The sequence below is a fragment of the Haloprofundus salilacus genome, from assembly GCF_020150815.1.
GTDB lineage: Archaea > Halobacteriota > Halobacteria > Halobacteriales > Haloferacaceae > Haloprofundus > Haloprofundus salilacus.
In genome coordinates this window covers 1,692,326-1,717,470 of record NZ_CP083723.1, presented here as the reverse complement: position 1 = coordinate 1,717,470, position 25,145 = coordinate 1,692,326, and the positions used below count along the sequence as shown (strand labels likewise).

Here is a 25,145-nt window from a genome sequence, read left to right as displayed (position 1 = left end):
CGCGACGGTTCGACCGTCCTCGGGTACCGGGATTTATACCTGCTCCGTCGAAACGGACGCCGATGAGCGGGTTGCGAACGACGACAGGGGTTGCGAACCAACGACGGGCCGGCGGAACCGACGGCGTCGCTCGGCGCGGCAGAGCGAGCGGACCGTTTTGCCGACGGAGGCGGTGACGCGCCGATGATGCGACTGCACCCCCGCGTACAACTGCTCTGGTCGCTCCGTGCGCTGATCACCGCCGCCGTCGTCGGGGCGTTCGCCACCGTCCTCAACGTCTTCGTCTTCGATCGGACGATGTGGCTGCCGGTCGCCGTCTTCCTCGTCGTCCTCGCGTTCGGCGTCGGCGTCGCGATCCTCCGGTACCGCTACTGGCGCTACGAAGTCCGTAACGACTCGCTGTACCTGGAGCGCGGGGTGTTCACCCGCGTCCGCACGGTGGTTCCGTTCGTCCGCATCCAGCACGTCGACTCCTCGCGGTCGCCCGTCGAGCGCATCGCGGGGCTGGCGACCACCGTGGTGTACACCGCCGGCTCTCGGGGCGCGGACGTCACCATCCCCGGCCTCTCGGCGTCCGGCTCAGACGAACTCCAAGAGCGCATCAAGCGACTGGCCATCCGCGCCGAGGGTGACGACGCGGTATGAAACTCTCTCCGCTGTCGGTTCCGTATCGGGTCGCCCAGAAAGCGGGGAGCCTCCTGTTCTCGCTCGTCATCCTGTTTTTCACGGGCGTGACCGGTCTCCAACAGGCGCTCGGCGCCGCAGGCCTCCTCCTCGCCGTCGGTGTGCTGTTCGCTGTCGGTTTCGCTCTCGTCGGCTACGAAGTGGCCTACTACCGGCACTACGAGTACGAGCTCACCAACGACACGTTCGACATCCGCTCGGGAGTGTTCTCCCGACGGACCCGCGAGATTCCGCTCGCGCGGATTCAGAACGTCGATATCAGCCGAAACGTCGTCCAGCGCTTCCTCGACATCGCGGCGGTCGACTTCGAGACCGCCGGCGGCAGCGAGACGGAGGCGGCGATTCGCTACGTCAGTTTCGAGGAGGCAAAGCGGCTTCAGCGCGACATCGGCCGCCGGAAGCGCGGCGACTCCGAGGACGACGACGAGTCGGCGAAGGACGAAACCGAACTGCTCTTTGCGCTCTCGGACCGCGAACTGGCGCTCGTCGGTCTGCTCTCGTTCGACCTCCGGGTACCGGGCATTGTCGCATTCGTCGCCTCCAGTTCGGTGCCGATTCTCTCCTCTGTGATACCGTCGCTCTCGGAACTGACCGTCCTCGCCGTCGGCGGTGTACTGCTCGCCGTCGGCATCCTGCTGTTTTCGTGGGTTGTCGGCATCGTCGTCGCGGTGCTCAACTACTACGACTTCCGCCTCTCGCAAACGACTGGTGAACTCCGGTACGAGCGCGGTCTCGTCCAGCGCTACGACGGGTCGATTCCGTTCGACAAGGTCCAGACGCTCACTATCGAAGAGAATCCGCTCAAGCGGCGGTTCGGCTACGCGACGCTCGCCATCGAGACGGCCGGGTACGCGCCGGGACAGGGCGGCAGCTACGGGTCGGAGGCCGCAATTCCGCTGGCGAGCGTCGACCGGGTGCTGTCGTTGGCCCGTGACATCGACGGATTCGGCGAGTTCGACTTTCGACGGCCGCCGAAGCGCATCCGCCGGCGCTACGTCGGCCGGTATCTCATCGCCCTGGGCGTCGTTCTCGCCGCGTTCTACGGCGTGAACTACGCGCTCGGCGGGAGCTACCCGTGGTATGTGGCCGCCGTCGCCCTGCCCGTGATTCCGGTGGCCGCGCACTACAAGTGGAAACACCGCGGCTACTGGCTGGACGACCGCCACGTCGTCACCCGAAACGGCTTCTGGAACCGCCAGACGCGGGTCGTCCCCTACCACCGCATCCAGACCATCATCGACAGCCGAACGCTCTTCCAGCGTCGCTGGCGCGTCGCCACCGTCACCGTCGACACCGCAGGGTCGCGGTCGCTTGCCGCTCGCGACGCCGCCGCCGTCGACGTCGACCGGGAGGTGGCCGGACGGCTTCGCTCGACGCTCGAAACTCGACTCCGCGAGTCGCTCGTGGCGCGTCGACGCGAGGGAGTAGAGGACGGCGACGGCGGCGCGAGGAAGAGCGAGGGCACCGGAACGGCGGACGACAACCCAGCGCACGCCGCCGACTCGGTGCACTCGGACTCAGAGCACGCCGACGACGCGGGGTCACCGAACGACGACGACGGTCCGAGTACGATCTAACAGAATTTCGGGTCGCCCCTTCAGGCGGCCGTCGTGTCCTCCAGCGGTCGCCGACCTACAGGTCGACGGGGTGCAGAAACGTCTGGAACTCGACGGATCGGCCGTCGGGGTCGTCGGCGAAGAACTGGTAGATCTCGTACGCCTCGTTCTCGTGCGGTTCCTCGCGTGCGGCGTCGTCGACGACGACGTGCATCTCGTCGACGTCCGCCCGCGAGTCGTAGACGAACGTGAGGATGCCGCAGTCGTCGGTCCGCTCGCGGTCGCAGAACCCGAACAGCATGTTACCGTGCTTCAGCACCGTACAGTCAGTCTGTTCGAGCCACACCGCTGCGCCGACCGTCTCGACGTAGAACTCGACGACTTCGTCGTGGCGTTCCGTCGCGAAGAAAACGATTCCGGACATACCCCACGCTCTCGCCCTGAAAGTATAGCCGTACTTGTCTCCGAGGGCATCAGTTTTAGATTCGAACTGTCCATTCAGGCAGAAGGTACTTGTATCCAGTACTGAGACTCAAGATATGAATCGTCGCGGCGTCCTCATCGGTGCGGCAGCGGGAACGGCAGCGCTCCTCGGCGTCGGTGCGCTCGGTCTCCGGTCGAGCGACGACCCGGTACGAGCGCGGGAGTTCGAGCGCCGTCGCCCCGAGGGCGACGAACATGCCGCCGAACGGCCCTCGGTGACGTTCGAGCCACGAGAGAATCGAATCAGCGTCACAGGCGTGCTCGTTCTCGGGTCCGACGACTGTCTCCGCGCCGCGCTTGCGTCGGCGACGCACGACGCCGAGGCGGGGACGTTCGAGGTGGTCGTCGCCGCCGAGCCCGACGACGCGCTCGACGGCTGCGAGGACGGCACCGCGGCGGCCAACGACGCTGTCGTCACCGGAAGCACCGGCGGCGAGAACGACTCTGTCTCAGCGAACTGGTCGGCTACGTGGTCGGCGAATGACTCCGACCCCCAACCCGTGCCCGAGGGACTGACTGTCGACGGCTACGACGCCGCCTTCGAGTTCGACGGCGAGATGCCCGCGGTGGTCGTCGTCACCGAGCGCGACGATGTCTACGGCGAGCGGACGACCCGCGTCGAGTGGGCGCTCGGCTGACCTGCGCGGCGGTCTTCCTTCTCACGCCGAGTCGCCGCGCGCCTCGTCGATGACTTCGCTGAAGCGCCGCGCCTGCTCGGTGATGGCGTCGAAGTCGCCGTTGGCGACCGCGTCACCGTCGACGAGCGCCGACCCCGCGCCGACGACCATCGCGCCCGCCTCGATGAACTCGGCGGCGTTGTCCACGTCGACGCCGCCGGTCGGCATCATCGGAATCTGCCCGAGCGGGCCCTTCATGCTCTTGAGGTGGCCCGGACCGAGTGTCGACGCCGGGAACACCTTCACGAAGTCCGACCCAGCCTCCATCGCTCGCACCGCTTCGGTGGGCGTCATGATGCCTGGCGCGACGACGGCGTTGTAGCGGTTGCACGTCTCAACGACGTCCGGTTCGAAGTTGGGGCCGACGACGAACTCCGCGCCGGCCAGCAGGGTATTTCGAGCGGTTTCGCCGTCGAGGACGGTGCCTGCGCCGACGATAACCTCGTCGTCAAAGGCACTCGAAACGTCCCGAATCATCTCCATCGCGCCGGGGTTGTCGGCGGTGATCTCGATAGCGGAGACGCCGCCGCGTTCGAGCGCCTCGGCGGTTTCGATGAGCGAGTCGGCGTCCGCGCCGCGCATGACCGCGACGACGCCGCTGTCGACGATGCGTTCGAGATTTCGCTGTCGGTCGCTGGAACTCATTCGTGCGCTACTGCGCCGACGCGAGTAATAAAAACCGGCCACTGCGACGCCGTTTGCCGACGGCAACGCTCGGGGCGAGGGAAAACGGAAGAAGAGCCGCGGCGTCAGTTCGCGACTGCGGTCAGTTCGGCCGGTGCGGTGACGACGGAAGAGTTCGAGGCGTTACCCGACTCGTTGCCGGAGCCGCTCGACCCGCCGTCGGAGGACTGCTCCTGCAGCCACTGCTCGTACTCGTCCTGCGGGACGACTTCGACCTGGAAGTACATCTGCGAGTGGGCGACGCCGCAGAACTCCGCGCAGTAGCCCTGATACGTACCTTCCTCGGTCGGGACGGTCTTGATGGTCTGGTTCTGCGACGGGAACGCGTCCATCTTCAGGCCCATCTCCGGGACGTGGAACGCGTGTATCACGTCGCGTGAGGTGACCTCGAAGTAGACGCTCTGATTCATCGGGACGACGACGGGGCTGGCCTCGCTCCCGTCGACGGTGACGTTCTCACCGGGGTAGGTGAACTCCCAGCCCCACTGGTACGCCTCGGCGTGGACGAGGGCGCTGTTACCCTCGCCGGGCGTCTCGACGCCGGGCTGTTCGGCGTACGTCACGTCGGGGTTCGCGAGGACGCCGTAAGAGGCGACGCCGACGAACAGCAGAATGATAGCCGTCGCGACAGTCCACGTGATTTCGAGCCGACGGTTCTCCTTGGTCGGTTGCGGGTCGTCGTTGTTGCGGAACTTGATGACTGTGTAGATGAGGATGACCTCGACCAGGAGCGTGATCGGAATCCCGATATACAGCAGTTTCCCGTTTAGCTCGTTGATGAGCTCCACAGTCGTCGACGGCTGCGCCGCCGCCGGGACGGCGACGAACGCCAGCGCCACTGCGGAGAACAGCGAGACGAGTGCGATGCGCGTACGCTTCATTGCTACTGCGGAGTTAGGAAAGGCGACGTAAATACCTGCTGACTCCCTGTTCGCCCGACCGGACGCCGGTCGGAGGACAGATTTCCGGTTTCGACACTCGAACCACAATTTCGGCGCGTGCCGCGCCAGTTCAGCCGACTCGAAGCCCGCAAAAGCGGGGTGCCTAAGTACCGGGCTTCCCAACCTCCGGCAGTGACCTACTAGTGGAATCGACAGACACTCCCGACCGGTTCCCGGCCCTCCTCGCCGCCACCGCGATGGGCGTCTACCTGCTTCTCGCCGTCGGCGCGACGACGGCGCTCACCGACGCCGCGACGGCGTGCGCGGCGTGGCCCGCCTGCGGCGACGGCCTCTCGCTGCCGTCGTCAGCGATGGGCTACGTCGCCCTCGGCCACCGCCTCGTGGCGCTCGTCGTCGGCGTGCTCGCCGTCGCCACCGGCGCGCTCGCGTGGCAACGCAACGAGTCGACTCTCATCAAAGCGGCGCTCGGCCTCTCGCTTCTGCTCTACCCCGTTCAGGCGGGTATCGGCGCGTTTGTCGCGATGAACGGGACCACCACGACGCTGTCGGCCGTCCACCTCATCGTCGGTATGACCATCTTCGGCGGACTGGTCGCCGCGCTCGCGTGGACGCTCGAAGCGGCGACCGGCGACCCCGACGACCGACCCGACCGGATGCCCGAGCAGGACCTCCCGCCCGCGGACGACCGACGGCCCGAAATACCCGACTCGACCCTCGGTCGCGCGAAGGCAACGGCGAACGCCTACTTCCGACTGATGAAGCCCCGGCTGATGTGGCTGCTCTGTCTCGTCGCCTCCGCCGCGATGGCGCTGGCGGGCGGTTCCGGCCTGAACCCGACGACGGTCGCCGCGACGCTCGGCGGCGGCGCGCTCTCCATCGGCGCGTCGGGGACGTTCAACCACGTGCTCGAACGCGACATCGACCGCCGGATGAACCGGACGAACGACCGACCGCTCGTGACCGACCTCGTCCCCGTCCGCAACGCCGTCGCGTGGGGCCTATTCCTCTCGGTCGTCTCGCTGGCGCTGTTCGCGACCGTCAACCTGCTGGCGGCGGCGCTCGGCCTCGCGGCCATCGTCTTCTACAGCGTCGTCTACACACTCATCCTCAAGCCGAACACGGTCCAGAACACCGTCATCGGCGGCGCGGCGGGCGCGCTCCCCGCGCTCATCGGCTGGGTCGCCGTCACCGGCGAGATCGGTCTCGGCGGACTGGCGCTCGCGGCGCTCATCTTCCTGTGGACGCCCGCGCACTTCTACAACCTCGCGCTGGCGTACAAGGACGACTACGAGCGCGGCGGCTTCCCGATGATGCCGGTCGTCCGCGGCGAGACTGTCACGCGAAAGCACATCCTCTGGTACCTCGGCGCGACGCTCGTCGCCGCCGCGGCGCTGGCGGCCGCCGACACGCTCGGCTGGCTCTACGTGCTCACCGGCGTGGTCTTCGGCGGCGTGTTCCTCTGGATGGTCGTCCGCCTCCACTACGAACAGAGCGAGTCGGCGGCGTTCCGCTCGTTCCACGCCTCGAACGCCTACCTCGGTGCGCTGCTTCTGGCCCTCGTCGTCGACGCGCTGGCAATCTGACCATGAGTACTCTCGCCCGCTCACTCCCCCGACCCTCGCACGACACGCTCCTCTACGTCGGCGTGCTGTTCAACGTCGAACTCGCCGCGCTTCTCGCCTACGGACTGTTGACGCCCGGGACACTCCTACCGGCCCGCTACACCGTCTACGGGTTGCTGTGGCTCAACGCGGGCGTCCTCGCAGTGGCGAAGACCACCGTCGCTCCGTCGTCGATGCGGACGAAGCGCCGCGCCGCCGCCGTCGCCGTCGGCTACTTCGCCGCGCTCGCAGTCGCCGGCGGTCTCGTCACTCTCGCCTCGCCGCACGGCGGCGCGGGCTTCCGAATCGGCTGGCTCCCGCCGGGGTGGGGACCGGCGCTCATCTACGGCGGCGAGACGCTCAACGTGATCCTGATGCCCGGGCGCGTCGTCGGCTACGCCGCGCTGGCGTACCTCGTCTACGCGACTGTCATCGACGCCGCGGGGGCGGCCGTCTCCGGACTCTTGGGCCTGCTCTCCTGCGTCTCTTGCTCGTGGCCGATTCTCGCCTCACTGGCGACGGCGGTTCTGGGGAGCGGGTCGGCGCTGGCTGCGTCGGCGACGGCGCTGTCGTACGACCTCTCGACGGTCGTCTTTCTCGCCACCGTCGCGTTGCTGTACTGGCGGCCGTTCGGTCGGTAGCCGGGACACGTCTCCCTCTCGCCGGGGATTTAACCGCCCGCCGCTCCAATCGCCCAGTATGACATCAGTCGATATCGAGTACTGCGTCCCGTGCGGCTACCTCGACCGCGCCGAACAGATTCAGCACCAGTTGTTGGCGGAGTTCGGACAGGAACTCGACTCCGTGGCGCTCGTCACCGGCGACCACGGCGTACTCCGCGTCACCGCCGACGACGAGGTGGTGTTCGACAAGGACGAAGGCGACGAGTACGACGTCGACGCGATCACAGAGGGCGTTCGGAGCCACCTCGGCGAGGCCTGAGCCGCTATCTGAGCCACTGGCTCTCTTCGTCTGCTCGCACTACGCTCGCAGTCGCGCCAGGACGAACGGGAAGTAGCCGTCCCCGTCCTCGTCGTCGGCCAACTCGTCGTCGACTCGCCGGACGGCGACCCGCTCGAATCCGGCGGTCTCGACGAGTTCGAGCGTCTCGCTGAGTCCGGGAAAGCTCCAGCGCATCTCGACGCCGCTGTCCAACCAGTCGGGGTTCGACCCCATCCACGCCTGCTCGCCCGTCGAAAACAGCAGCCATCCGCCGGGTCGGAGCACGCGCGAAAACGCCTCGAACACGGTCCCGTGTTCGGCGGTCGGAACGTGGATGAGCGAATGGAACGCGCAGACGGCGTCGAACGCGTCGTCGGCGAACGCGAGCGCCGTCATGTCGCCTTGGACGCGTCGGGCTGTCGGTGCCACCGCGAGGTTACGGCGCAACTGCTCGCGCGAGAAGTCGAGACCGACGACCTCGAACTCGTCGGCGAGTTCTACGGCGACGGGGACTCCGTTACCGCACCCCGCGTCGAGTATCCGCGCCCCAGCGTCGAGCGAGTCGCGGATCGAGTCGAGCAACGCCGCCTCCGGCGGGTCGTCGGAACAGGCCGCCGCGTAGTCGTCGGCGATGGCGTCGTAGGCGCGGCGAACCGCATCGCGTTCGGTCGTCGGGTCGCTCACGTCTCGGTCGTCGGCGACAGGGATGAAAAGTCAGTCGGCGTCGAAGACGACACTGCTCGTCCGCGCGCTGCCGCCGTTGTCCCCGCAGACGCCGTCGGCTCAGTGCCCCCACAGGGTTCCGCTCTCGTCGTACCGGGCGTTTAGAATCCGGTCGTGCTGGTCGTCCGTGAGGCTCACGTCGACCGCGCCCAGATTCTCTTCTAACTGCTCCTCGGTCCGCGCACCGACGATAGGGATGCAGGTGAACTGCTCTATCTCCATCAGCCACCGAAGCGCGACCTGCGCGGGCGAGGCGTCGACTTCGTCGGCGACCTCTCGAATCGCGTCGAGCACCCGCCACCCGCGCTCGGAGACGTAGTAGTCGCCGAACCGGTCGTCGATGTTCGCCCGCGACCCGTCCGGTCCGCGAACCGCCTGCGGGTCGTCCTCGTCGGCGCGCTCGTACTTGCCGGTGAGAAAGCCGCCCGCCAGCGGCGAGTACGGACACACGGCGAGGCTCTGGTCCGCGCAGACGTCGAGGTACTCCTTCACGTCCTCGTAGTAGCCCGCGTGGAACAGCGGCTGGGTCACGTCGAAGCGCGCGTAGTCGTGGACGTCGGACTTCCACAGCGCCTTTGTCAACTGCCACGCCGCCATCGTCGACGCCCCGAGGTAGTTCACCTTTCCCTCATCGACTAACCGATTCAGCGTCCGCATCGTCTCCTCGATGGGCGTGTCGTCGTCCCAGCGGTGGATGTAGTAGAGGTCGAGATAGTCGGTACCGAGTCTGTCGAGCGTCCCCTCGATCTGGTCGCGGACGTGTTTCCGCGAGAGGCCGCGACCGTTGGGGTTGTCCTCGTCGAACGGGAAGTACACTTTCGAGGCGATGACGTAGTCCTCGCGGTCGCGCTCGGCGAGCCAATCGCCGATCCACTCCTCGCTGGTACCGTTGGGGTCGCCGTAGACGTTGGCGGTGTCGATGAAGTTGCCACCGCGCTCCGCGAACGCGTCCAGCAAGTCGTGCGCCTCGCTGCGCTCGGTCTCGTTCGTCCCGTCGGTCTTCCGTCCGAATCGCCACGTGCCGTAACAGAGCGACGAGACGCGCGTCCCCGTCGCCCCGAGTTGTCGGTACTCCATACGACTCGTTCAGGCGCGAAAACGAAAAGTGTGGAGTCGTCAGCATCGCGGCCCGCGGCGTCTACCGCCGTGGTCGTCTTCGAACGCTACTGTCCGTCGTCGTCTTCGAACGCTATCGCTCGTCGGCGGTACGTGCGTCGGCGATGCGGTCGTACTGCTCGTCGGAGAGAGCCACGTCGACGGCGCCGAGGTTCTCCTCCATCTGGTCGACGGTACGCGCACCGACGATGGGGATGCAGGCGAACTCCCGTTGGTCGACGAGCCATCGAAGCGCGACCTGCGCGGGCGTCGCGTCGACTTCGTCAGCGACCGACTCGATGGCGTCGAGCACCGCCCAGCCGTGGTCGGAGACGTACGCGTCCTGGAAGTAGTCGACGAGGTTCGCCCGCGACCCGTCGGGACCGACGGCGCTCCCGTCGTCGGCGCGCTCGTACTTGCCGGTGAGGAAGCCGCCCGCCAGCGGCGAGTACGGGCAGACCGCGAGATCCTGGTCCGCGCAGACGTCGAGGTAGTCGTTGACCTCCGTCTGCGCCGCGTGGAACATCGGCTGGGTCACGTCGAAGCGCGCGTAATCGTTGACGTCCGCTTTCCACAGCGCCTTCGTCAACTGCCACGCCGCCATCGTCGACGCCCCGAGGTAGTTCACCTTCCCTTCCTCAACGAGGCCGTTTAACGTCTGCAGCGTCTCCTCGATGGGCGTGTTCTCGTCCCAGCGGTGGATGTAGTAGAGGTCGAGATAGTCGGTACCGAGTCTGTCGAGCGTCCCCTCGATCTGGTTGCGGATGTGCGTCCGCGAGAGGCCGCGGCCGTTGGGATGTTCGCTGTCAAAGGGGAAGTACACTTTCGAGGCGATGACGTAGTCCTCGCGGTCGCGCTCGGCCAACCAGTCGCCGATCCACTCCTCGCTGGTGCCGTTTGGGTCACCGTAGACGTTGGCGGTGTCGATGAAGTTGCCGCCGCCCGCCTCGAAGGCGTCGAGCAGTTCGTGGGCCTCCTCGCGGTCGGTCTCGTACTCGCCGCTGCTCTTCATGCCGAATCGCCACGTGCCGTAACAGATAGACGAGACGCGTGTCCCCGTCGACCCCAGTTGTCGGAACTCCATACCGACCCCTCGGAGGCATTCGTCAAAAGGCTGTGAGTACCGGAAATGCGGTGAAGTGCACCGAACGGTACATCGGCCGGGCACGCCGACTCCGACGAATTGTTATCTGCCCGCTCGTCCATCCCGGCGTGAACGTCGTAGGAATCGGACTCGGAAGCCTCGGCCGCCTCGAACTTCGAACGCTCGCCGCCCTCGACGGAGTCGACCTCATCGCCGGGGCGGACGTCTCCGCGGACGCCCGCGAGGTGTTCGCCGAGGAACACGACGTCCCGACGTACGAGTCGTACGAGGAGATGCTCGACGTCGAGGACGCCGACGCCGCCTGTATCGTCACCCCGCACACGCTCCACTACGAACAGGCCCGCGCCTGCCTCGACCAGGGCGTCCACGTCCACCTCGAAAAACCGATGGTGACCGACCTCGACCACGCCCGCGACCTCCGGAGGCGAGCCGGTGAGACCGACCTCACGCTCGCGGTCGGCTACCAGCGCCACGTCGACTGGCGGTTCCGGAAGATACGCCGACTCATCGACGAGGGAGCGATCGGCGACCTCCACATGGCCGTCTGCTTCCTCGAACAGGTGTGGATATCGTTCGCCGAGGAGCGGTGGCGCGGCAACCCGGCGCTCTCCGGCGGCGGACAGCTGTACGACTCCGGGTCGCACCTGCTCGATGCGCTCCTGTGGACGACGCAGAGCGATCCCGTCTCCGTCGCCGCCGCCGTCGACGACCGCGGCCACGATGTGGACGTCAACAGCGCGCTCGCGGTGACACTCGACCGCGACGGCGACCGAGTTTCCGCGAGCGTCGGCGTCTCCGGCGCGGGCCGGAGCACTCCCGCACCCGGCGAGGGTCTGCACCTCTGGGGCACCGAGGGCCGAATCAGCCTCGCCGACGACACGCTCACCGTCGAGTCCGGCGGCGAGGTCGAAGCCGAGGACGCCCCCGAACCCGAGTTCGAGGAACTCACGGAGACGAAACTCCGGAACTTCGTCGACGTCGTCCGCGGCGACGCGGAGCTGGTCATCCCCGCGGCGGACGCAGTTCGCGTCACGGCGCTCACCGAAGCGGCGTACGAAGCGGCCGAGACGGGACAGACCGTCGACATAGACGCGTTCGGAGACGCCGATGGTGCCGCCGTCGACGCCGCGGAAGCCGCGGAAGCCGCCGAACCCTCGGACGCGACGACCGACTGAGCACGAGGGTACGAGGAAGGGCGCGTTCGCGCCCCCGAAAGGGAATCCTTACAGCCGGGACGCACCGAGTTCGACCATGGACGAGGTACTGGTCGCCGATGACGTGCGAAAGCAGTACGACGAGACCGTCGCGCTCGACGGCGTCTCGCTGTCGGTCGGCGCGGGGGAGGTGTTCGGTCTCATCGGCCCGAACGGCGCGGGCAAGACGACGCTCGTCCGTGCGCTCACCGGGACGACCCGCGCGGACGGGACGGTTCGTGTCTTCGGCGGCGACCCCGCCGACGCCGACGAACAGCAGCTGAGCCTCCTCCCGCAGTCGTTCTCGCCGCCTGCGAGACTCACCGCCCGAGAACTCGTCGCCTACTACGCCGGACTGTACGACGAGGCGCGGGACCCCGACGCCGTGCTCGCCGACGTCGGCCTCGTAGACGCCGCCGACACGTGGTACGAGAACCTCTCGGGCGGCCAACAGCGCCGCGTCTGCGTTGGCGTTTCGCTCGTCAACGACCCCGATCTGCTCTTTCTGGACGAACCCACGACCGGCATCGACCCCGCGGGCCGCCGGTCGCTCTGGTCGCTCCTCGAGGAGCTCGCGGCGGGGGGAACGACGGTGTTTCTGACGAGTCACTCGATGGCCGAGGTCGAACGGCTCTCCGACCGCGTCGGATTGCTCGCCGACGGTGAACTCGTCGCTGTCGGCACGCCTGACTCGCTCGTCGCCGAGTACGGCGGCGAGAGCCGACTCGTCGTCCGGCCCGAAAACTCGCCATCCGTGGCCGTCGACGCGCTGTCGGAAGGGAGTCCACAGTTCGACCTCGCCGCCGACGGCGACGAACTCGTCTTCCGGAACGTCAACCCCACGGCCATCGCACCGGCAGTCGACGCCCTCGAATCCGCGGGCGTTCGTTACGACTCGCTGACGTGGAAGCAACCGAACCTCGAAGACGTCTACCTGCGCCTCACCGGCGACGAGTTCGGCGCGCTCGGCGAACCCTCGTCGTCGCCGTCGTCAGCGACGGCCGCGACGGAGATCGCCGACGCCGAGACCGTCGACGCCGGCGCTCTCGGCGCGAAAGGGGGTGACCGATGACGGCGACCGGACGCGTCCGCGCGGAGTTCGGCGCGGCGTGGAACTCTTTCCTCCGCCGCCGAACGGCAGTGTTCTTCACGTTCTTCTTCCCGGTCATCCTCGTGCTCATCTTCGGCGCGCTGGTGCAGACCCAGCCGACCGGCGGCGGCCTGTTCGCCGAACCGCAGGCGTACTACGTGCCGGGCTATCTGGCGACCGTCGTGCTGTTCACGCCGCTGTCGCGCGTCGGCAGCGAAATCGCCCGCCACCGGGAGGGAAACCGATTCGAGAAGCTGGCGACGACGCCGCTGTCGCGCGCGGAGTGGCTGCTCGCGCAGACGCTCGTCAACGTTGTCGTCATCGGTCTCGCGGCGCTGCTCATCCTGATGCTGATGGTCGTCGCGACGGGCGCGGAGATTCCGCTCTCACTCGACCTGTTGCTCCTGATTCCGTTCGTCGTCCTCGGCGTGGCTACCTTTTGCGGGCTTGGCTCCGTGCTCGGCAGCGTCGCCGACTCCCAAGACGGCGTCATCGCCGCGAGCAACGCGGTGGCGATTCCGCTGCTGTTTCTCTCGGAGACGTTCGTCACGTCCGAGTTGCTGCCGGAGTGGTTCCAGTCGATAGTCGGCCTCTCGCCGCTGACGTACTTCTCGCGCGGCGTGCGGGCGCTGACGTTCGAAGGTGTCGGATGGGGCGACGCGACCGTTCTCCTCAACCTCGGCATCGTCACCGCCCTCGCCGTCGTCTTCTTCGCTGCCGGGGCGTACGCTATCCCGCGGACGGACTGACGACCTCAGACCCCGACTCGGCTCACGCCGAGAATTGCACCGCACTCGGAGCACTCCCAGACGTTACCGTCGCTGAACCGCAGGTCGGTATCGCTCTCGGCGAGTTCTCGCAGTTCCGATTCGCAGTGGGGACAGTGACCCATGATCGCTCGGTTTCTGCCTCGAAAACGTAGGTATTTCGACCGCTTGAACCGTCGCTCAGTCGATTGGGATGCGCTCGCCGCGCCCGCTGCGCCGCGAACGTCTGTCGCCCGGCGTCGGGCGCTCGCCGAGGACGACCTCCAACGTTACCTCGTCGCCGTCGCGGAGCACGTCTATTTCGACCGGTTCGCTCGGGCGCGTCTCGGTGATGAGGTAGTGCATCAACTGCTCGTGGGAGTTGACGGCCCGGCCGTTGATACCGACGATGACGTCGCCGCCGACAGGTACCTCCTGTCCGCGGACGGTCCGCGTGTAGCGAGACCCGCGGAGCGCGTCGCCCCCGGTCGGTCCGGCGGCCACGTCGACGACGAGGACGCCACGCGGTTCGTCGAGTCGGTTCGCCCGCGCGACGGTGGGCGTCACGTCGAGCGTCCGGGTTCTGAGGTACGAGTGGCGGTAGAAGCCGTCTTCGATGAGTCCGGGAACTACGCGCGAAACGATGGCTGGGGAGACGGCGAAACCGATGTTGTCGCCCTGTCTGGCGCGGTTTACGCCGACGACTTCGTACGACCGTCGGCGGTCGTCCGTTGCTTCGTGCTTCGCTCCATCGAAGTCGTCGCGGCCGTTCAATGCCACGAGCGGCCCGCCGCTGTTTCCGGGGTTGATGGGAGCGTCGGTCTGGACCACGTCCGGAATGGCGAACCCGCCGGAGGTGGGCATCGACCGGTTCGACCCCGAGACGATGCCGACGCTGATCGAACCGTCGAGACCCATCGGGTTACCGAGCGCCGCGACCGGACGGCCGGGTTTCGGGTTCTCCGTCGCAACCGGGAGCGCGAGCGCGGCTTCCGGAAGATTCCCGACGCGGATCACCGCGAGATCGGTGTAGGCGTCGACACCGATCACTTCGCCTTCGCGCCACTGGCTGTCGCTGAACCGGAGTTCGACGACGTCGCCGCTGCGGACGACGTGTTCGTTCGTCACGACGTGGTGGCGGTCGTAGACGAATCCCGACCCTGCGCCGCCCATCGGGCCGCGACCGGCGGTGTAGACGGAGACGACGGAGGGGATGACCTCTTCGTACAACTGTTCGTAGTCGATATCTGACTTCATGGGGTGGTGCGCCGACGCCGTCCGGCGACGCCGGCGCTTACCGGAGGTTAGGCGTCCCAGCGGATATGAGGGCGTCGAACGCTGGCATACCGCAAGGGAGATGAGTTTGTCGGTGCGCGAGACGGAGAATAGGGCTGCGGCGACTCAGTACCGGAACGTCGGCCCGTCGTCGCTGTCCTGGACTTCGACGCCGATGGCCTCCAGTCGGTCGCGGAGGTCGTCGGCACGCTCGTAGTTGCCCGCTTCGCGCTCCGATTCGCGCACCTCCAACACGAGTTCGACGAGGTCGTCCGCCAAACTGACGTCGCCGCTCGTCGCGTCGCCGAAGGAGAGACCGAACACGTCGCCGCCGAGTTCCTCGAACGTCTCGACGGCCTCGCGAAGCCCCTGATAATCGTACTCGTCGTGAGCTTCGACGTGTCTGTTGACGCCCGCGGCGAGTTCGAGTAGCGCCGCCATCGCCTCACGGACGTTGAAGTCGTCGTTCATCGCACGGCCGAACTCCTCGCGGATCTCCTCAACGGTCGCTCGGAGACCCTCGTCCTCGGCTTTCGTCCGTGCGTCCGTCGAGTCGAGGCGGCCGCTGGCCGTCTCGTAGGCGCGTTCGAGGCGCTCCCACCGCTCCTCGGCTTCGGCCATCGCCTCCTCGCTGAACGTCTGCTTCGAGCCGTAACCGGTCGAGAGGTAGAACGTCCGGACGACGTTCACGCCGAACTCCTCCAAGGCTCCGGAGACGGTGAAGTAGTTGCCGAGGCTCGAACTCATCTTCTCGCCTTTCGTCTCCAACAGGCCGGTGTGGAGCCAGTAGCGGGCAAACTGCTGGCCTGTCGCCGCCTCGCTCTGGGCGATTTCGTTCTCGTGGTGCGGGAAGACGAGGTCGTGGCCGCCGACGTGGATGTCCAGCGTCTCGCCGAGGTGCGTCATCGACATCGCTGAGCACTCGATGTGCCAGCCGGGTCGCCCTTCGCCCCACGGGGAGTCCCACGTCTCGCCGTGGTCTACTGACTCGTCCACCGGACGGTCGTCCTTTCGGTGTTCGGCGATGGCGGCGTCGCTGACGCCGTCGGCCTTCCAGAGCGCGAAGTCGGCGGGGTGGCGCTTCTCGCTGCGCTCGTCGACTTCGCCCTGCGCCTCCATCTCCTCGACGTTCTGGTTCGAGAGTTTGCCGTAGTCGGGGAACTCGGTCACGTCGAAGTATACTGATCCATTAGACTCGTAGGCGTAACCCTTCTCGACGAGCGTCTCGATGAGGTCGATTATCTCGGGGACGTGCTCCGATACTCGTGGATAAACTTCCGCGCGCAGGAGGTTCAGTCCGCGCATGTCCTCGATAACCGAGGCGATGAACCGCTCGGCGACCGCCGGTTCGGAGTCGCCGAGGCCCTCCTCGCCCGCTCGGGCGGCGATCTTCTCGTTCACGTCGGTGAAGTTCTCGACGTGGCGGACGCCGTAGCCCTCGTGAGCCAGCCAGCGGTGCATCACGTCCGAGTGGGTCCACACCCGGGCGTGACCGAGGTGGGCGTCGTCCGAGACCGTCAGCCCGCAGACGTACAACAGTACGTCGTCGGGGTCGCCCGGCTCGAACTCCTCGCGTTCGCCCGTCAGGGTGTTGGTCACGGACAGCGTCATTGCCCGGGGATTGTTTGGGATGGGATTTAGGCCTTTCAGAAGCGTGCGACGGCGCGGCACCCACCGCGTTTGACGGGGATTACTCGTCGCCCACGACCGAAATCGCTTCCAGCGCCGACTCAACGACCCGAAGCGCGTTCACGCCGTCGCGGCGTTCGACCACGACGAGTAGGGATTCGCCTGCCGTCGCCGCCGCGTCGACCGAAACCTCGGCCGCCTGCAGCCGACCGAGAACCGTCGTCAGCGCATCGGCGTCCACCTCGCCCGTCGCCAACACCGCTGTCTGCAACCCGGCGTCGGCGACGACTACCCGTCCGCCGAGCGTCAACAGCGCACCCTCGTCCGTCGCCTCCGCGGCTTCCGCTTCTTCGGCGTCGACGATACCGACCCCGCGTTTCATCGTCACGCGGGCGTCTCGTGCTTCGATTTCCGGCGGCGACAACTCCTCGGCGTAGCGGCGGAGCGCGGTGGCGATAGCGTCGGTGTCGCCGTCGAGGTCCAGTGACGACGCGGCGGCGGCATAGTTGACGACTCCCGCGCGGAGTGCATTTAGAAGAAACGGTCGCTCGCGGACCGCCTCGCGCGTGTCTGCGGCCAGTGACATGGCCGCGACTCTCGCGGAGAGGACAAAAACGTCTCGCCGATGCGGCACGTCGCCCGCCGAGTGTCCCGGCCGTTGACTCCCGGCAGGAAGATTCAAAAGCGGCGGTTGTCAACACGTGGCATGCTCCGCGCCACACTCCACATAGACCTCGACTCCGACTACGTCCTCAGCGAACTCAGCGACCTCGCCGACGGTCCGTTCGTGGTCTCGCAGTGCGAGGTGCTTGACGACGACCTCATCCGGTTCGTCATCGACGCTGGGCCGCACCGAGACGCCGTCGAGCGCCTCCTCCTCGGCTCCGACGCGGTGCTCGCGGTCGAACCCGTCGACGACTCCCAACTGCTCATCACGAAACGTTCCTCGGGTGCGCTGCCCGTCATCCGCGAGAACCACGGGATGCTCCAGCGGATGAGTCAGTTCGACGGGACGCGCCGCGTCTTCGACATCGTTGTCTTCCGCCGCGCGGACCTCAAAGCCATCGTGAACGACCTGCGGTCGCTAGGGCACGTCCGCCTAAGCCGACTCGCGCCCTTTTCCGGACCGGCGACGACGCTCTCGCGGCGACAGGCGGAGGTCGTCTCGCTCGCGCTCGAGGAGGGCTACTTCGACTGGCCGCGACGCGCCGACGCCACGACCCTCGCGGCCCGCCTCGACATCACCCACGTCACGTTTCTGGAACATCTCCGCAAAGCCGAGCAGAAACTGCTGACCGACGCGCTGACGAGCGCGTCGGCCCCGGTCCAGTCCGGCGTGGCTGGGTCGCTGTCCTCGCCGGCGGACACGACGTACGCTGCCGACCCGCCGCGGATGAACGAGACGGCGGACGAGGACCGCGCCGAAGAACTCCCGCGGACGAACTGAGCGCCCGCGCGTCGGAGCGGCAGAATATTTAAAGAGGCTACAGGTGTAGGGCAAGCGGATAACCTCCATTATTTGTAATTCGGTACCATGGCTCAAGACCAGGCCCACGGGACGAACAGCGCGAATAGCACCTGCTCGCGGACCCGACGAATTAGCCGGCGGCGCTACCTCGGCGCCGCGGGAACCGCGGCGACGCTCTGTCTCGCCGGTTGTACCACCGGTGGCTCCGGCAGCGGCGACGACTCCAACGGATCGGGGGGGTCAGGCGGAAACACGATTCGCTACCTCTCGGACCGCGGCGACTCGAAGGACGTGATGGACGCCATCATCTCTGAGTTCGAGTCGGAGTACGACTACACGGTGGAGATGATCTACACGGCGAAAGGCACCTCCTCCGACGCCGAGATGCAGAAGATGGTCGCCGCCGGGAACCCGCCGGACATCCTCTTCGACACGTCGACGGACGCCTACCGCCTCCAGCGCGACGGCGTCCTCGCGCCGGTGACGCCCGCGGTTCGGGACAACGACCTCCCCGACCCGGTGAGCGCCGACGGCGAGTCGTACTTCGCACCGGCGATGGTCGAACCGCTGATGGGGTGGTACCGAAACGACGTGTACGAGAGCCTCCCCGGGTCGTGGGAGGAGTGGCTCTCGGCGGCTGGCGGCGTCGCCGACGAGCACGACATGAAGGGCTACGTCGTTCAGTCCGGCCAGACGAACAATGCCGACACGCAGATTACGCAGTACCTCTGGCAAAACGACGTACAGATCTACGCCGGTCCCTCCGACGGCATCGAGGTGACCGTCGACCAGGGTTCGAACCGCGAGGCGGCGGTGGCGACGTTCGAGTGGCTCCAGTCGATGGCCGAGCACTCGCCGAACGGCAGCGGCTGGGAGTGGGGCGACGCCATCGGCGCGCTCCAGCAGGAGAACGCGGCGGCCATTGCCAGCGTCGGCGGCCTGCCCGTGCTGACCATCATGGGTAACCGGCCGGACCTCGTCGAGAACCTCAGTCCGATGCCGTTCCCGCTGCCAAGCGGCAAGCAACAGGACCAATGGTGGGCGTACATGGAGGGCCACCTGGTCCGCAACGACGGCGGCGCGACCGAGGGGGCACAGGAGTTCGTGAACTTCTTCAACCAGTCGGACCGCTTCTTCGACTTCGTCCTCTCGGCGCCGCTGTTCCAGTTCCCGCCGACGCGCGAGCAACTCGACAGCGAGCCGATGCGGAACAACGAGACGATTCAGCAGTTCCCGGCGGTCGTCGAGATGGTCAAGGAGAACTGGGACGCGTTCACGACCGTGCTCGCGACGGGTGACGACGGCGCGCCGAACATCGTCGCCGCCGACGCCTACAGCAATCAACTGTTCGGGCAGGCGGCCGACCAACTGCTCGTCGGCGGCCGCTCGCCCGGCGAGACGGTCGACTGGCTCGGCGAGCAACTCCGCGGACTCCAGCAATGAGCGTGAGCGCCGGACTTCGCACCCGACTGGACCGCGGCCGCGACGTCGACGGCGCGACGCTCCTGTTGCTGGCGTGCTTCGTGCCGTTGTTCGCCTTCTTTGCCGTCGTCTGGCTCGTCCCTATCCTCTACGCGCTGGGGATGAGCCTCTTCGAGTCGCCGGTCCGCAATCCGGCGTTCGTCGGCGTCGGCAACTACGTCGAACTGCTGGCGACGGCGTCGTTCTGGTCGTTCCTCTGGAACAGCGTCACCTACGCGTTCTGGACGACGGCGCTCAGCCTCGTCGTCGGACTCGGACTCGCGCTGGTGGTCAACCAGCAGATTCGCGGCGGAAGCGCGCTCCGGACGATGATGATCTTCCCGTACCTGCTGCCGACGCTCGTGGTCATCTTCATCTGGAAGTTCATCCTCGACGCCAACATCGGCATCCTGAACCAGTACCTCGTCGCGTGGGGTCTCGTCGACCAGCCCATTGCGTTCTTCTCGACGATAAAGTGGGCGATGCCCGCAGTCGTCGTCGCGAGCGTTTGGAAGTTCGGCTCCTTCTCCTTCTTCATCCTCCTCGCGCGTCTGCAGGCAATCGACACCGACCTCTACGAGCGAGCACGGGTTGAGGGCGCGACCACGTGGCAGGCGTTCCGCGACATCACGTTCCCACACCTCCGCGGGGCCATCCTCATCATCCTGCTCGTCAGGGGCATCTGGATGTTCAACAAGTTCGACATCATCTACCTTTCGACGCGGGGCGGCCCGCTGCAGGAGACGACGACGCTCCCTATCCGGGTGTACCAACTCGCGTTCAACGAGGTGAACTTCGGACTCGCGACGGCGATGGCGGGCATCATGTTCTTCCTCCTCGCGGGCGTCGCCGTCGTCTACTTCCGCGCCTTTTCGCCCGAATCGGAGGTGGCGAACTGATGGCCACCGTCGACGAACGACGAGAGGACGACGGGAGACGACAGCGAGTCGAGCGGCGGAGCGGGCGGCTCTCACACCGCACCCAACGCCGCCTCAAGTGCGTCGCGCTCTACCTGACGGCGCTGCTCGTCTCGGTGTTCACCGTCGTCCCCGTCTACATCATGGTCGTCATCGCGTTGCAGACGCCCGAGGCGACATTCGCGGGCGGCCGGGTGAACCTCCTGCCGACCGAACTCTCGTTGCGGAACTTCAGCGTGCTCCTGGCGGAGACGGACACGGTCCGGTACTTCGTCAACAGCCTCGTCGTCACCTCGAGTTCGACGCTGCTGTCGACGACGATCGCCGTCGCCGCGGGCTATGGACTTACCCGCTTCGAGTTCCGCGGCAAGTCGGTGGCGGCGCGGGCGGTGTTGTTCTCCTACATGTTCAGCCCCATCGTGCTCGCCATCCCGCTGTACGTCATCTTCTATGCGCTCGGTCTCCTGAACAGCTACTTTGCGCTCACGCTGGCGCTGACGGCCATTTCGGCGCCGTTCTGCATCTGGCTGATGTGGCAGTACTTCCAGACGGTGCCGCTGGCGCTGGAGGAGTCGGCGTGGGTTCGCGGCGCGGGTCGCTGGCGCACCGTTCGCGACGTGGTGCTGCCGGTGGCCCGGCCAGGCTACATCTCGGCGGCTATCTTCGCGTTCGCCGTCGCGTGGAACGACTTCACGATGGCCCGCGTCGTGATGAGTCAGGACGAAATGTACACGATAACGGTCGGCGCGAGCCTGTTTCTGGACCGCGTCACCATCGGCTGGGGCGAGACGATGGCCGTCTCGCTTCTCATCTCCATCCCGCCGTTCTGCATCGCGCTGTTCCTCCAACGGTACCTGCTGCAGGGGTTCAGCGTGGGAGGACTCGAATAATGGCAACAAGCATCCACCTCGAAGACATCAGAAAGGAGTTCCGCGCGCTCAACAACACCCACGTCGCCGTCGACGACCTTACGCTCGACATCCCGGAAGGCTCGTTCACGACGTTCGTCGGTCCCTCCGGCTGCGGCAAGACGACGACGCTGCGCATGCTCGCCGGACTGGAGACACCCACCAGCGGGCGGATTCTGTTCGGCGACGACGACGTGACCGACAAACCGCCGCAGGAGCGGAACGTCGCGATGGTGTTCCAGTCCATCGCGCTGTACCCGCACATGACCGTCCGCGAGAACATCGGCTACGGGTTGAAGGTTCACGGCGTCTCGAAGGCCGAGCGCGACGAGCGCATCGACGAGGCCGCCCGCACGCTACAGATAACCGAACAGTTGGAGAAAATGCCTGCGGAACTCTCGGGCGGCCAGCAGCAGCGCGTCGCCCTCGGCGGCGCGTTCGTCCAGGACCCTGACGTGCTGCTGCTCGACGAGCCGATGAGCGACCTCGACGCGAAGCTGAAAGCCGAACTCCGCGTCGAGATTCAACGGCTCCATCAGGAGCTACAGACGACCGTCGTCTACGTCACCCACGACCAGACGGAGGCGATGACGATGTCCGACCAGGTCGTGTTGCTGCGCGATGGCGAACTCGCGCAGGTCGACGCCCCGCGGACGCTGTTCGACCGCCCGCACTCGGAGTACGTCGCCCGATTCATCGGGACGCCGTCGACGAACGTGCTCGACTGCGCGGTCGAACGCGAGGAGGGGTCGGCGTACGCCGTCGGTCACGGCCTTCGCGTTCCGCTGACCGCCGCCGCAGCGGACTCGCTCGGCGACCGGGTCAAAGTCGGCGTCAGACCGCAGTATCTCGAACCCAGCGGGGGCGAACACCGCTTCGAGGTGACCGTCGAGGTCGTCGAACCGCTCGGCATCGAGTCGGTGATTCACGGCCGCACGAGCGACGGGACGCCCGTCGACGTAGTCGCGGCTGGACTGGAGGCGTACGGTCCCGACGACCGACTCACCGTCGGATTCTCGCGCGACAACGCGTTCCTCTTCGACGCCGCCGGCGAGACGCTCGTCAACGCAGAGACCGAAAGCGACCCCCAGCGGTCGACGCCATGAGCGGGACTCACTCGGACACCCACCCGTTCGCGGACGCCGAGGGCGACCGACCGCTGTCGGACGTGACGGTGCTCGAACTCGGCCACATCGTCGCGGGCCCGTTCTGTAGCCTGCTGCTGGCGGACCTCGGCGCGGAGGTCGTCAAGGTCGAGCGCCCCGGTTCGGGCGATCTCGTCCGCGACTCCAGTCCGCTCGGCAACAGCTCGTTCAACTACGTCAACCGGGACAAACTCAGCGTGACGCTCGACCTTAAGCGCGAGGAGGGCCGCGAGGTGTTCGACGAACTGCTTGGGGAAGCCGACGTAGTCGTCGAGAACTTCGCGCCCGGCGCGGCCGAGCGACTCGGCGTCGGCTACGAACAGCTTCGCGAGACCCACCCGGAGCTGGTTTACTGTAGCATCAAGGGGTTTAATCCGGGACCGTACGAGTCGTACCCCGCGCTCGACCCGGTCGCCGAGGCGCTGTCGGGGCTGATGAGCGTGACGGGCCACCCCGACGCCCCGCCGGTCCGCTGCGGGACGAGCGTCGCCGACATGGCCGCCTCGTTCTACGGGGCTGTCGGCGTGCTCGGCGCGCTCCGGCAGCGCGAACACACCGGTGAGGGCCAGAAAGTCGTCGCGTCGCTGTTCGAGAGCACCGTCTCGCTGATGGGCTACTGGCTCTCGTTCGCGCAGGCGTACGACCGAACGCCCGACCCCATCGGCGCGAGTCACCCGAACTGGGCGCCGTACGACGTGTTCCGGACGCGCGACGAGCAGTGGGTGTTCGTCGGTCCGTCGGGGGAACGTCAGTGGGTGGGTCTCTGCGAGACGCTGGCCGTCGATCTTCACGAGGACGAACGGTTCGAGACGCTCGCCGACCGCCGCGATAACGTCGAAAAACTGACCGAACTGCTGGCCGCCGCGTTCGCCGATTGCGACGCCGAGGCGGTCGTCGCTGACCTCCGGGAGGCGGGCGTCCCCGTGGCGAAAGTCACCGACGTGACCGAGGTGGTCGACGACGAACACCTCGACGCGACGGACGCGTTCACCGAGATAACCACCGCCGAGGGGGCCGAACGGCGTGTGAAGGTGCCACGGTTCCCGGTGCTCTCGTCGGCGTTCGAGCCGAGGGAGTCGCGGGACCCGCCGCACCTGGGCGAGCACACCGAGAGCGTCCTCGCCGCGCTGGGCTACGGCGACGACGACATCGAGGCGCTCCGCACCGAGGAGGTCATCTGAGATGTCGCGGTCGTCGGCTCACGAACCACCCGCGCTTGTCGACGTGACGCTCCGCGAGGGCGAACAGCGGCCCGGACGGCGCTATTCGGCCGGCCAGAAAGTCGAGGTCGCGCGACAGCTCGACGCGCTGGGCGTCGACTACGTGCAGGTCGGCTTCCCCGTTGTCGGCGAAGTGACCGCGGCAGTCTGCGCCGAACTCGACCTCGACGCGAAGACGACCGGCATCGCCCGGGCGCTCGACGGCGACGTGGAGGCCGCTATCGAGGCCGAGGTGGACGTCGTCGACCTGTTCGCGCCGACGAGCGACCGCCAGCGGACGCAACTACTCGACTGCTCGCGCGAGGAACTGCTCTCGCGGGTTCACGACGCCGTCGACGCAGCGCAGGACGCCGGATGTGAGGTCCACTTCTCGGCGATGGACGGCTTCCGGACCGATCCGGGGTTCCTCTCTCGACTCGTCGAGGAGGTCGACGCGGAGTATGTGGTCATCGCCGACACCGTGGGTTCGCGGACGCCGCGCGGCGTCGAGGAGACGCTCGCGGCGGTAGGCGAGAACGACGACCTCTCGCACGTCGGCGTCCACTTCCACGACGACCTCGGCGTCGCCACCGCGAACGCGCTCGCCGCCGCCGACTGCGGCGCCGGACGAATCGACGTGTCGGTGGCCGGCGTCGGCGAACGCGCCGGGAACACCCCACTTGAACAGTTCGTCGCCGCCTGCGTCGCGGGCGACGAACGAACCGAGGTGGGCGTTGAAACCGACCGACTCCTCCCCGCCGCCCGCGCCGTCCTCTCGACGTTGGGCGAGTCGGTGCCGTCGTCAAAACCGCTGCTCGGCGAGGGCGCGTTCGCCCACGAGTCGGGACTGCACACGGCGGCGATGCTCGACGACCCGGCGACCTTCGAACCGTTCGACCCGGCGACCTTCGGCGGCGAACGCCAGCTGTTGTTCGGCTCGGCCAGCGGTGCCGGGGCCGCCCGTGGACTCCTGCGTCGCGCCGGGACCGAACCGACCTTCGAGCGAGTATCGGCGCTGTTGGCGGTGCTCGACGACGCCGACGAGGACCTTCCGTTGGGGGCGGCGGTCGAACTCGCCGAGTCGGTCGCCAACGCCGAGCGAGAGGCGACCGAAGCGGGTGAACGGCAGTAGGTGGAGGCCGCAACTCATACCCGCGTTCCGTCTCCTCGAGAAGGCGCGCGGTGATCGAACTTCTACGCCCGAACTCCGGCGCTCAGACTGAATCAGATTTCAGTAATTCGGCGGACAGAAATATCATTCAGATTACCCTTATGCCCCCGGCGGTCCACGCTCTACCTGTGATGAGAACGCAACCGGAACCACTCCCGACGACGGTCGAATCGGTGGTACAGACGTTCGTATTCCTCCTCGTAGCGCTCGCCGCGATAGTGGTCGCCTCCTACCCGATGGTGACGCTGACGGTGCTGGCGGGTGTCGGCGTGCTGGCGCTGGCGACGATCGGCGTGCTCGCCGCGCGCCGCTCGCTGGGTCGACGCAGTCACATCTGCATCCCCCGAACCGGCGTTTGCATCGACGCCTGAACGCCCCCTCCCCGCTGACGCCTCCCCCTCGAATCGCGCGAACCGCACAAACCGCGCGAAAGCCCCCAAGTCGGATCGGGCCGAACTGCCGGACCCGAAGTCCCTAAGAGCGTCGCGCCC

Annotated in this window: 26 protein-coding genes; 17 read left to right on the top strand and 9 right to left on the bottom strand. The window is 67.1% G+C overall.

Annotation, left to right across the window (positions count from 1 at the left end; translation table 11 throughout):
• Positions 1–183 precede the first annotated feature (183 nt).
• Complete coding sequence (locus tag LAQ58_RS08825; protein ID WP_224447081.1) at positions 184–645, top strand: PH domain-containing protein; 462 nt, start codon at positions 184–186, stop codon at positions 643–645.
• Complete coding sequence (locus LAQ58_RS08820) at positions 642–2,261, top strand: PH domain-containing protein (protein ID WP_224447080.1); 1,620 nt, start codon at positions 642–644, stop codon at positions 2,259–2,261. The genes LAQ58_RS08825 and LAQ58_RS08820 overlap by 4 nt, the downstream gene beginning before the upstream one ends.
• A gap of 55 nt (positions 2,262–2,316) precedes the next feature.
• Here LAQ58_RS08820 and LAQ58_RS08815 read toward each other — a convergent pair whose 3' ends face one another.
• Positions 2,317–2,664: a VOC family protein gene (locus LAQ58_RS08815; protein ID WP_224447079.1), complete on the bottom strand. Its 348-nt coding sequence runs from the start codon at positions 2,662–2,664 to the stop codon at positions 2,317–2,319.
• A gap of 115 nt (positions 2,665–2,779) precedes the next feature.
• Here LAQ58_RS08815 and LAQ58_RS08810 point away from each other — a divergent pair, with 115 nt between their 5' ends.
• Positions 2,780–3,361 (top strand): hypothetical protein, encoded by a 582-nt coding sequence (locus tag LAQ58_RS08810; RefSeq protein ID WP_224447078.1) that lies wholly within the window; start codon positions 2,780–2,782, stop codon positions 3,359–3,361.
• 21 nt (positions 3,362–3,382) lie between these two features.
• Here the strand turns inward: LAQ58_RS08810 and LAQ58_RS08805 are convergent, their stop codons facing one another.
• Together LAQ58_RS08805 and coxB are read right to left on the bottom strand one after the other, a co-directional pair.
• Entirely contained in the window at positions 3,383–4,045 is a 663-nt protein-coding gene (locus tag LAQ58_RS08805; RefSeq protein WP_224447077.1) for a bifunctional 4-hydroxy-2-oxoglutarate aldolase/2-dehydro-3-deoxy-phosphogluconate aldolase, read from the bottom strand.
• Positions 4,046–4,149: 104 nt separating this feature from the next.
• Positions 4,150–4,965: a cytochrome c oxidase subunit II gene (coxB, locus tag LAQ58_RS08800; protein ID WP_224447076.1), complete on the bottom strand. Its 816-nt coding sequence runs from the start codon at positions 4,963–4,965 to the stop codon at positions 4,150–4,152.
• 203 nt (positions 4,966–5,168) lie between these two features.
• On the opposite strand from coxB, the gene LAQ58_RS08795 reads away from it, so the two are divergent.
• From LAQ58_RS08795 to LAQ58_RS08785, 3 genes are read left to right on the top strand one after another with little or no spacing between them, the layout of a single operon-like run.
• Positions 5,169–6,569: a heme o synthase gene (locus tag LAQ58_RS08795; RefSeq protein ID WP_425490637.1), complete on the top strand. Its 1,401-nt coding sequence runs from the start codon at positions 5,169–5,171 to the stop codon at positions 6,567–6,569.
• A gap of 2 nt (positions 6,570–6,571) precedes the next feature.
• Positions 6,572–7,228, top strand: a complete 657-nt coding sequence (locus LAQ58_RS08790) for a DUF7546 family protein (RefSeq protein ID WP_224447075.1) — start codon at positions 6,572–6,574, stop codon at positions 7,226–7,228.
• 58 nt (positions 7,229–7,286) lie between these two features.
• Entirely contained in the window at positions 7,287–7,529 is a 243-nt protein-coding gene (locus tag LAQ58_RS08785; protein ID WP_224447074.1) for a SelT/SelW/SelH family protein, read from the top strand.
• Between the two features lie 39 nt (positions 7,530–7,568).
• On the opposite strand, the gene LAQ58_RS08780 is transcribed toward LAQ58_RS08785, so the two are convergent.
• From LAQ58_RS08780 to LAQ58_RS08770, 3 genes are all read right to left on the bottom strand, one after another.
• Positions 7,569–8,213, bottom strand: a complete 645-nt coding sequence (locus tag LAQ58_RS08780; protein ID WP_224447073.1) for a class I SAM-dependent methyltransferase — start codon at positions 8,211–8,213, stop codon at positions 7,569–7,571.
• Positions 8,214–8,312: 99 nt separating this feature from the next.
• Positions 8,313–9,329: an aldo/keto reductase gene (locus LAQ58_RS08775; protein ID WP_224447072.1), complete on the bottom strand. Its 1,017-nt coding sequence runs from the start codon at positions 9,327–9,329 to the stop codon at positions 8,313–8,315.
• A gap of 112 nt (positions 9,330–9,441) precedes the next feature.
• On the bottom strand, positions 9,442–10,431 hold the full coding sequence (locus LAQ58_RS08770; RefSeq protein ID WP_224447071.1) for an aldo/keto reductase: 990 nt from the start codon (positions 10,429–10,431) through the stop codon (positions 9,442–9,444).
• A gap of 128 nt (positions 10,432–10,559) precedes the next feature.
• On the opposite strand from LAQ58_RS08770, the gene LAQ58_RS08765 reads away from it, so the two are divergent.
• From LAQ58_RS08765 to LAQ58_RS08755, 3 genes are all read left to right on the top strand, one after another.
• Positions 10,560–11,627, top strand: coding sequence for a Gfo/Idh/MocA family protein (locus LAQ58_RS08765; RefSeq protein WP_224447070.1), 1,068 nt, complete (start codon positions 10,560–10,562; stop codon positions 11,625–11,627).
• Positions 11,628–11,703: 76 nt separating this feature from the next.
• Complete coding sequence (locus tag LAQ58_RS08760) at positions 11,704–12,717, top strand: ABC transporter ATP-binding protein (RefSeq protein WP_224447069.1); 1,014 nt, start codon at positions 11,704–11,706, stop codon at positions 12,715–12,717.
• The gene (locus LAQ58_RS08755) at positions 12,714–13,484 is read left to right on the top strand and encodes an ABC transporter permease (protein WP_224447068.1); all 771 of its coding nucleotides are present in this window, start codon (positions 12,714–12,716) and stop codon (positions 13,482–13,484) included. The genes LAQ58_RS08760 and LAQ58_RS08755 overlap by 4 nt, the downstream gene beginning before the upstream one ends.
• Before the next feature lie 198 nt (positions 13,485–13,682).
• Here LAQ58_RS08755 and LAQ58_RS08750 read toward each other — a convergent pair whose 3' ends face one another.
• The 3 genes from LAQ58_RS08750 to LAQ58_RS08740 all read right to left on the bottom strand — a co-directional run bounded on the left by LAQ58_RS08750 (position 13,683) and on the right by LAQ58_RS08740 (position 16,971).
• On the bottom strand, positions 13,683–14,738 hold the full coding sequence (locus LAQ58_RS08750) for a S1C family serine protease (RefSeq protein WP_224447067.1): 1,056 nt from the start codon (positions 14,736–14,738) through the stop codon (positions 13,683–13,685).
• Between the two features lie 144 nt (positions 14,739–14,882).
• Positions 14,883–16,367: a cysteine--tRNA ligase gene (gene cysS, locus LAQ58_RS08745; RefSeq protein ID WP_224447066.1), complete on the bottom strand. Its 1,485-nt coding sequence runs from the start codon at positions 16,365–16,367 to the stop codon at positions 14,883–14,885.
• A gap of 79 nt (positions 16,368–16,446) precedes the next feature.
• On the bottom strand, positions 16,447–16,971 hold the full coding sequence (locus tag LAQ58_RS08740; protein ID WP_224447065.1) for a DUF7523 family protein: 525 nt from the start codon (positions 16,969–16,971) through the stop codon (positions 16,447–16,449).
• A 120-nt stretch (positions 16,972–17,091) separates the two neighbouring features.
• Between LAQ58_RS08740 and LAQ58_RS08735 the strand changes: the two genes are divergently transcribed.
• The 8 genes from LAQ58_RS08735 (at position 17,092) to LAQ58_RS08700 (ending at position 25,025) form a co-directional block, all read left to right on the top strand.
• Positions 17,092–17,832, top strand: a complete 741-nt coding sequence (locus tag LAQ58_RS08735; protein WP_224447064.1) for a helix-turn-helix domain-containing protein — start codon at positions 17,092–17,094, stop codon at positions 17,830–17,832.
• A gap of 87 nt (positions 17,833–17,919) precedes the next feature.
• On the top strand, positions 17,920–19,296 hold the full coding sequence (locus LAQ58_RS08730) for an ABC transporter substrate-binding protein (RefSeq protein WP_224447063.1): 1,377 nt from the start codon (positions 17,920–17,922) through the stop codon (positions 19,294–19,296).
• Positions 19,293–20,213, top strand: coding sequence for a carbohydrate ABC transporter permease (locus tag LAQ58_RS08725; RefSeq protein ID WP_425490636.1), 921 nt, complete (start codon positions 19,293–19,295; stop codon positions 20,211–20,213). The genes LAQ58_RS08730 and LAQ58_RS08725 overlap by 4 nt, the downstream gene beginning before the upstream one ends.
• Positions 20,213–21,121 carry a carbohydrate ABC transporter permease gene (locus LAQ58_RS08720; protein ID WP_224447062.1) on the top strand — a complete coding sequence of 303 codons (909 nt, stop codon included), beginning with the start codon at positions 20,213–20,215 and terminating at the stop codon, positions 21,119–21,121. The genes LAQ58_RS08725 and LAQ58_RS08720 overlap by 1 nt, the downstream gene beginning before the upstream one ends.
• Entirely contained in the window at positions 21,121–22,245 is a 1,125-nt protein-coding gene (locus tag LAQ58_RS08715) for an ABC transporter ATP-binding protein (RefSeq protein WP_224447061.1), read from the top strand. Before LAQ58_RS08720 ends, LAQ58_RS08715 begins: the two co-directional genes overlap by 1 nt.
• Positions 22,242–23,465, top strand: coding sequence for a CaiB/BaiF CoA transferase family protein (locus tag LAQ58_RS08710; protein ID WP_224447060.1), 1,224 nt, complete (start codon positions 22,242–22,244; stop codon positions 23,463–23,465). Before LAQ58_RS08715 ends, LAQ58_RS08710 begins: the two co-directional genes overlap by 4 nt.
• 1 nt (position 23,466) lies before the next feature.
• Entirely contained in the window at positions 23,467–24,615 is a 1,149-nt protein-coding gene (locus LAQ58_RS08705) for a LeuA family protein (RefSeq protein ID WP_224447059.1), read from the top strand.
• Positions 24,616–24,785: 170 nt separating this feature from the next.
• On the top strand, positions 24,786–25,025 hold the full coding sequence (locus LAQ58_RS08700) for a hypothetical protein (RefSeq protein WP_224447058.1): 240 nt from the start codon (positions 24,786–24,788) through the stop codon (positions 25,023–25,025).
• Positions 25,026–25,145 lie beyond the last annotated feature (120 nt).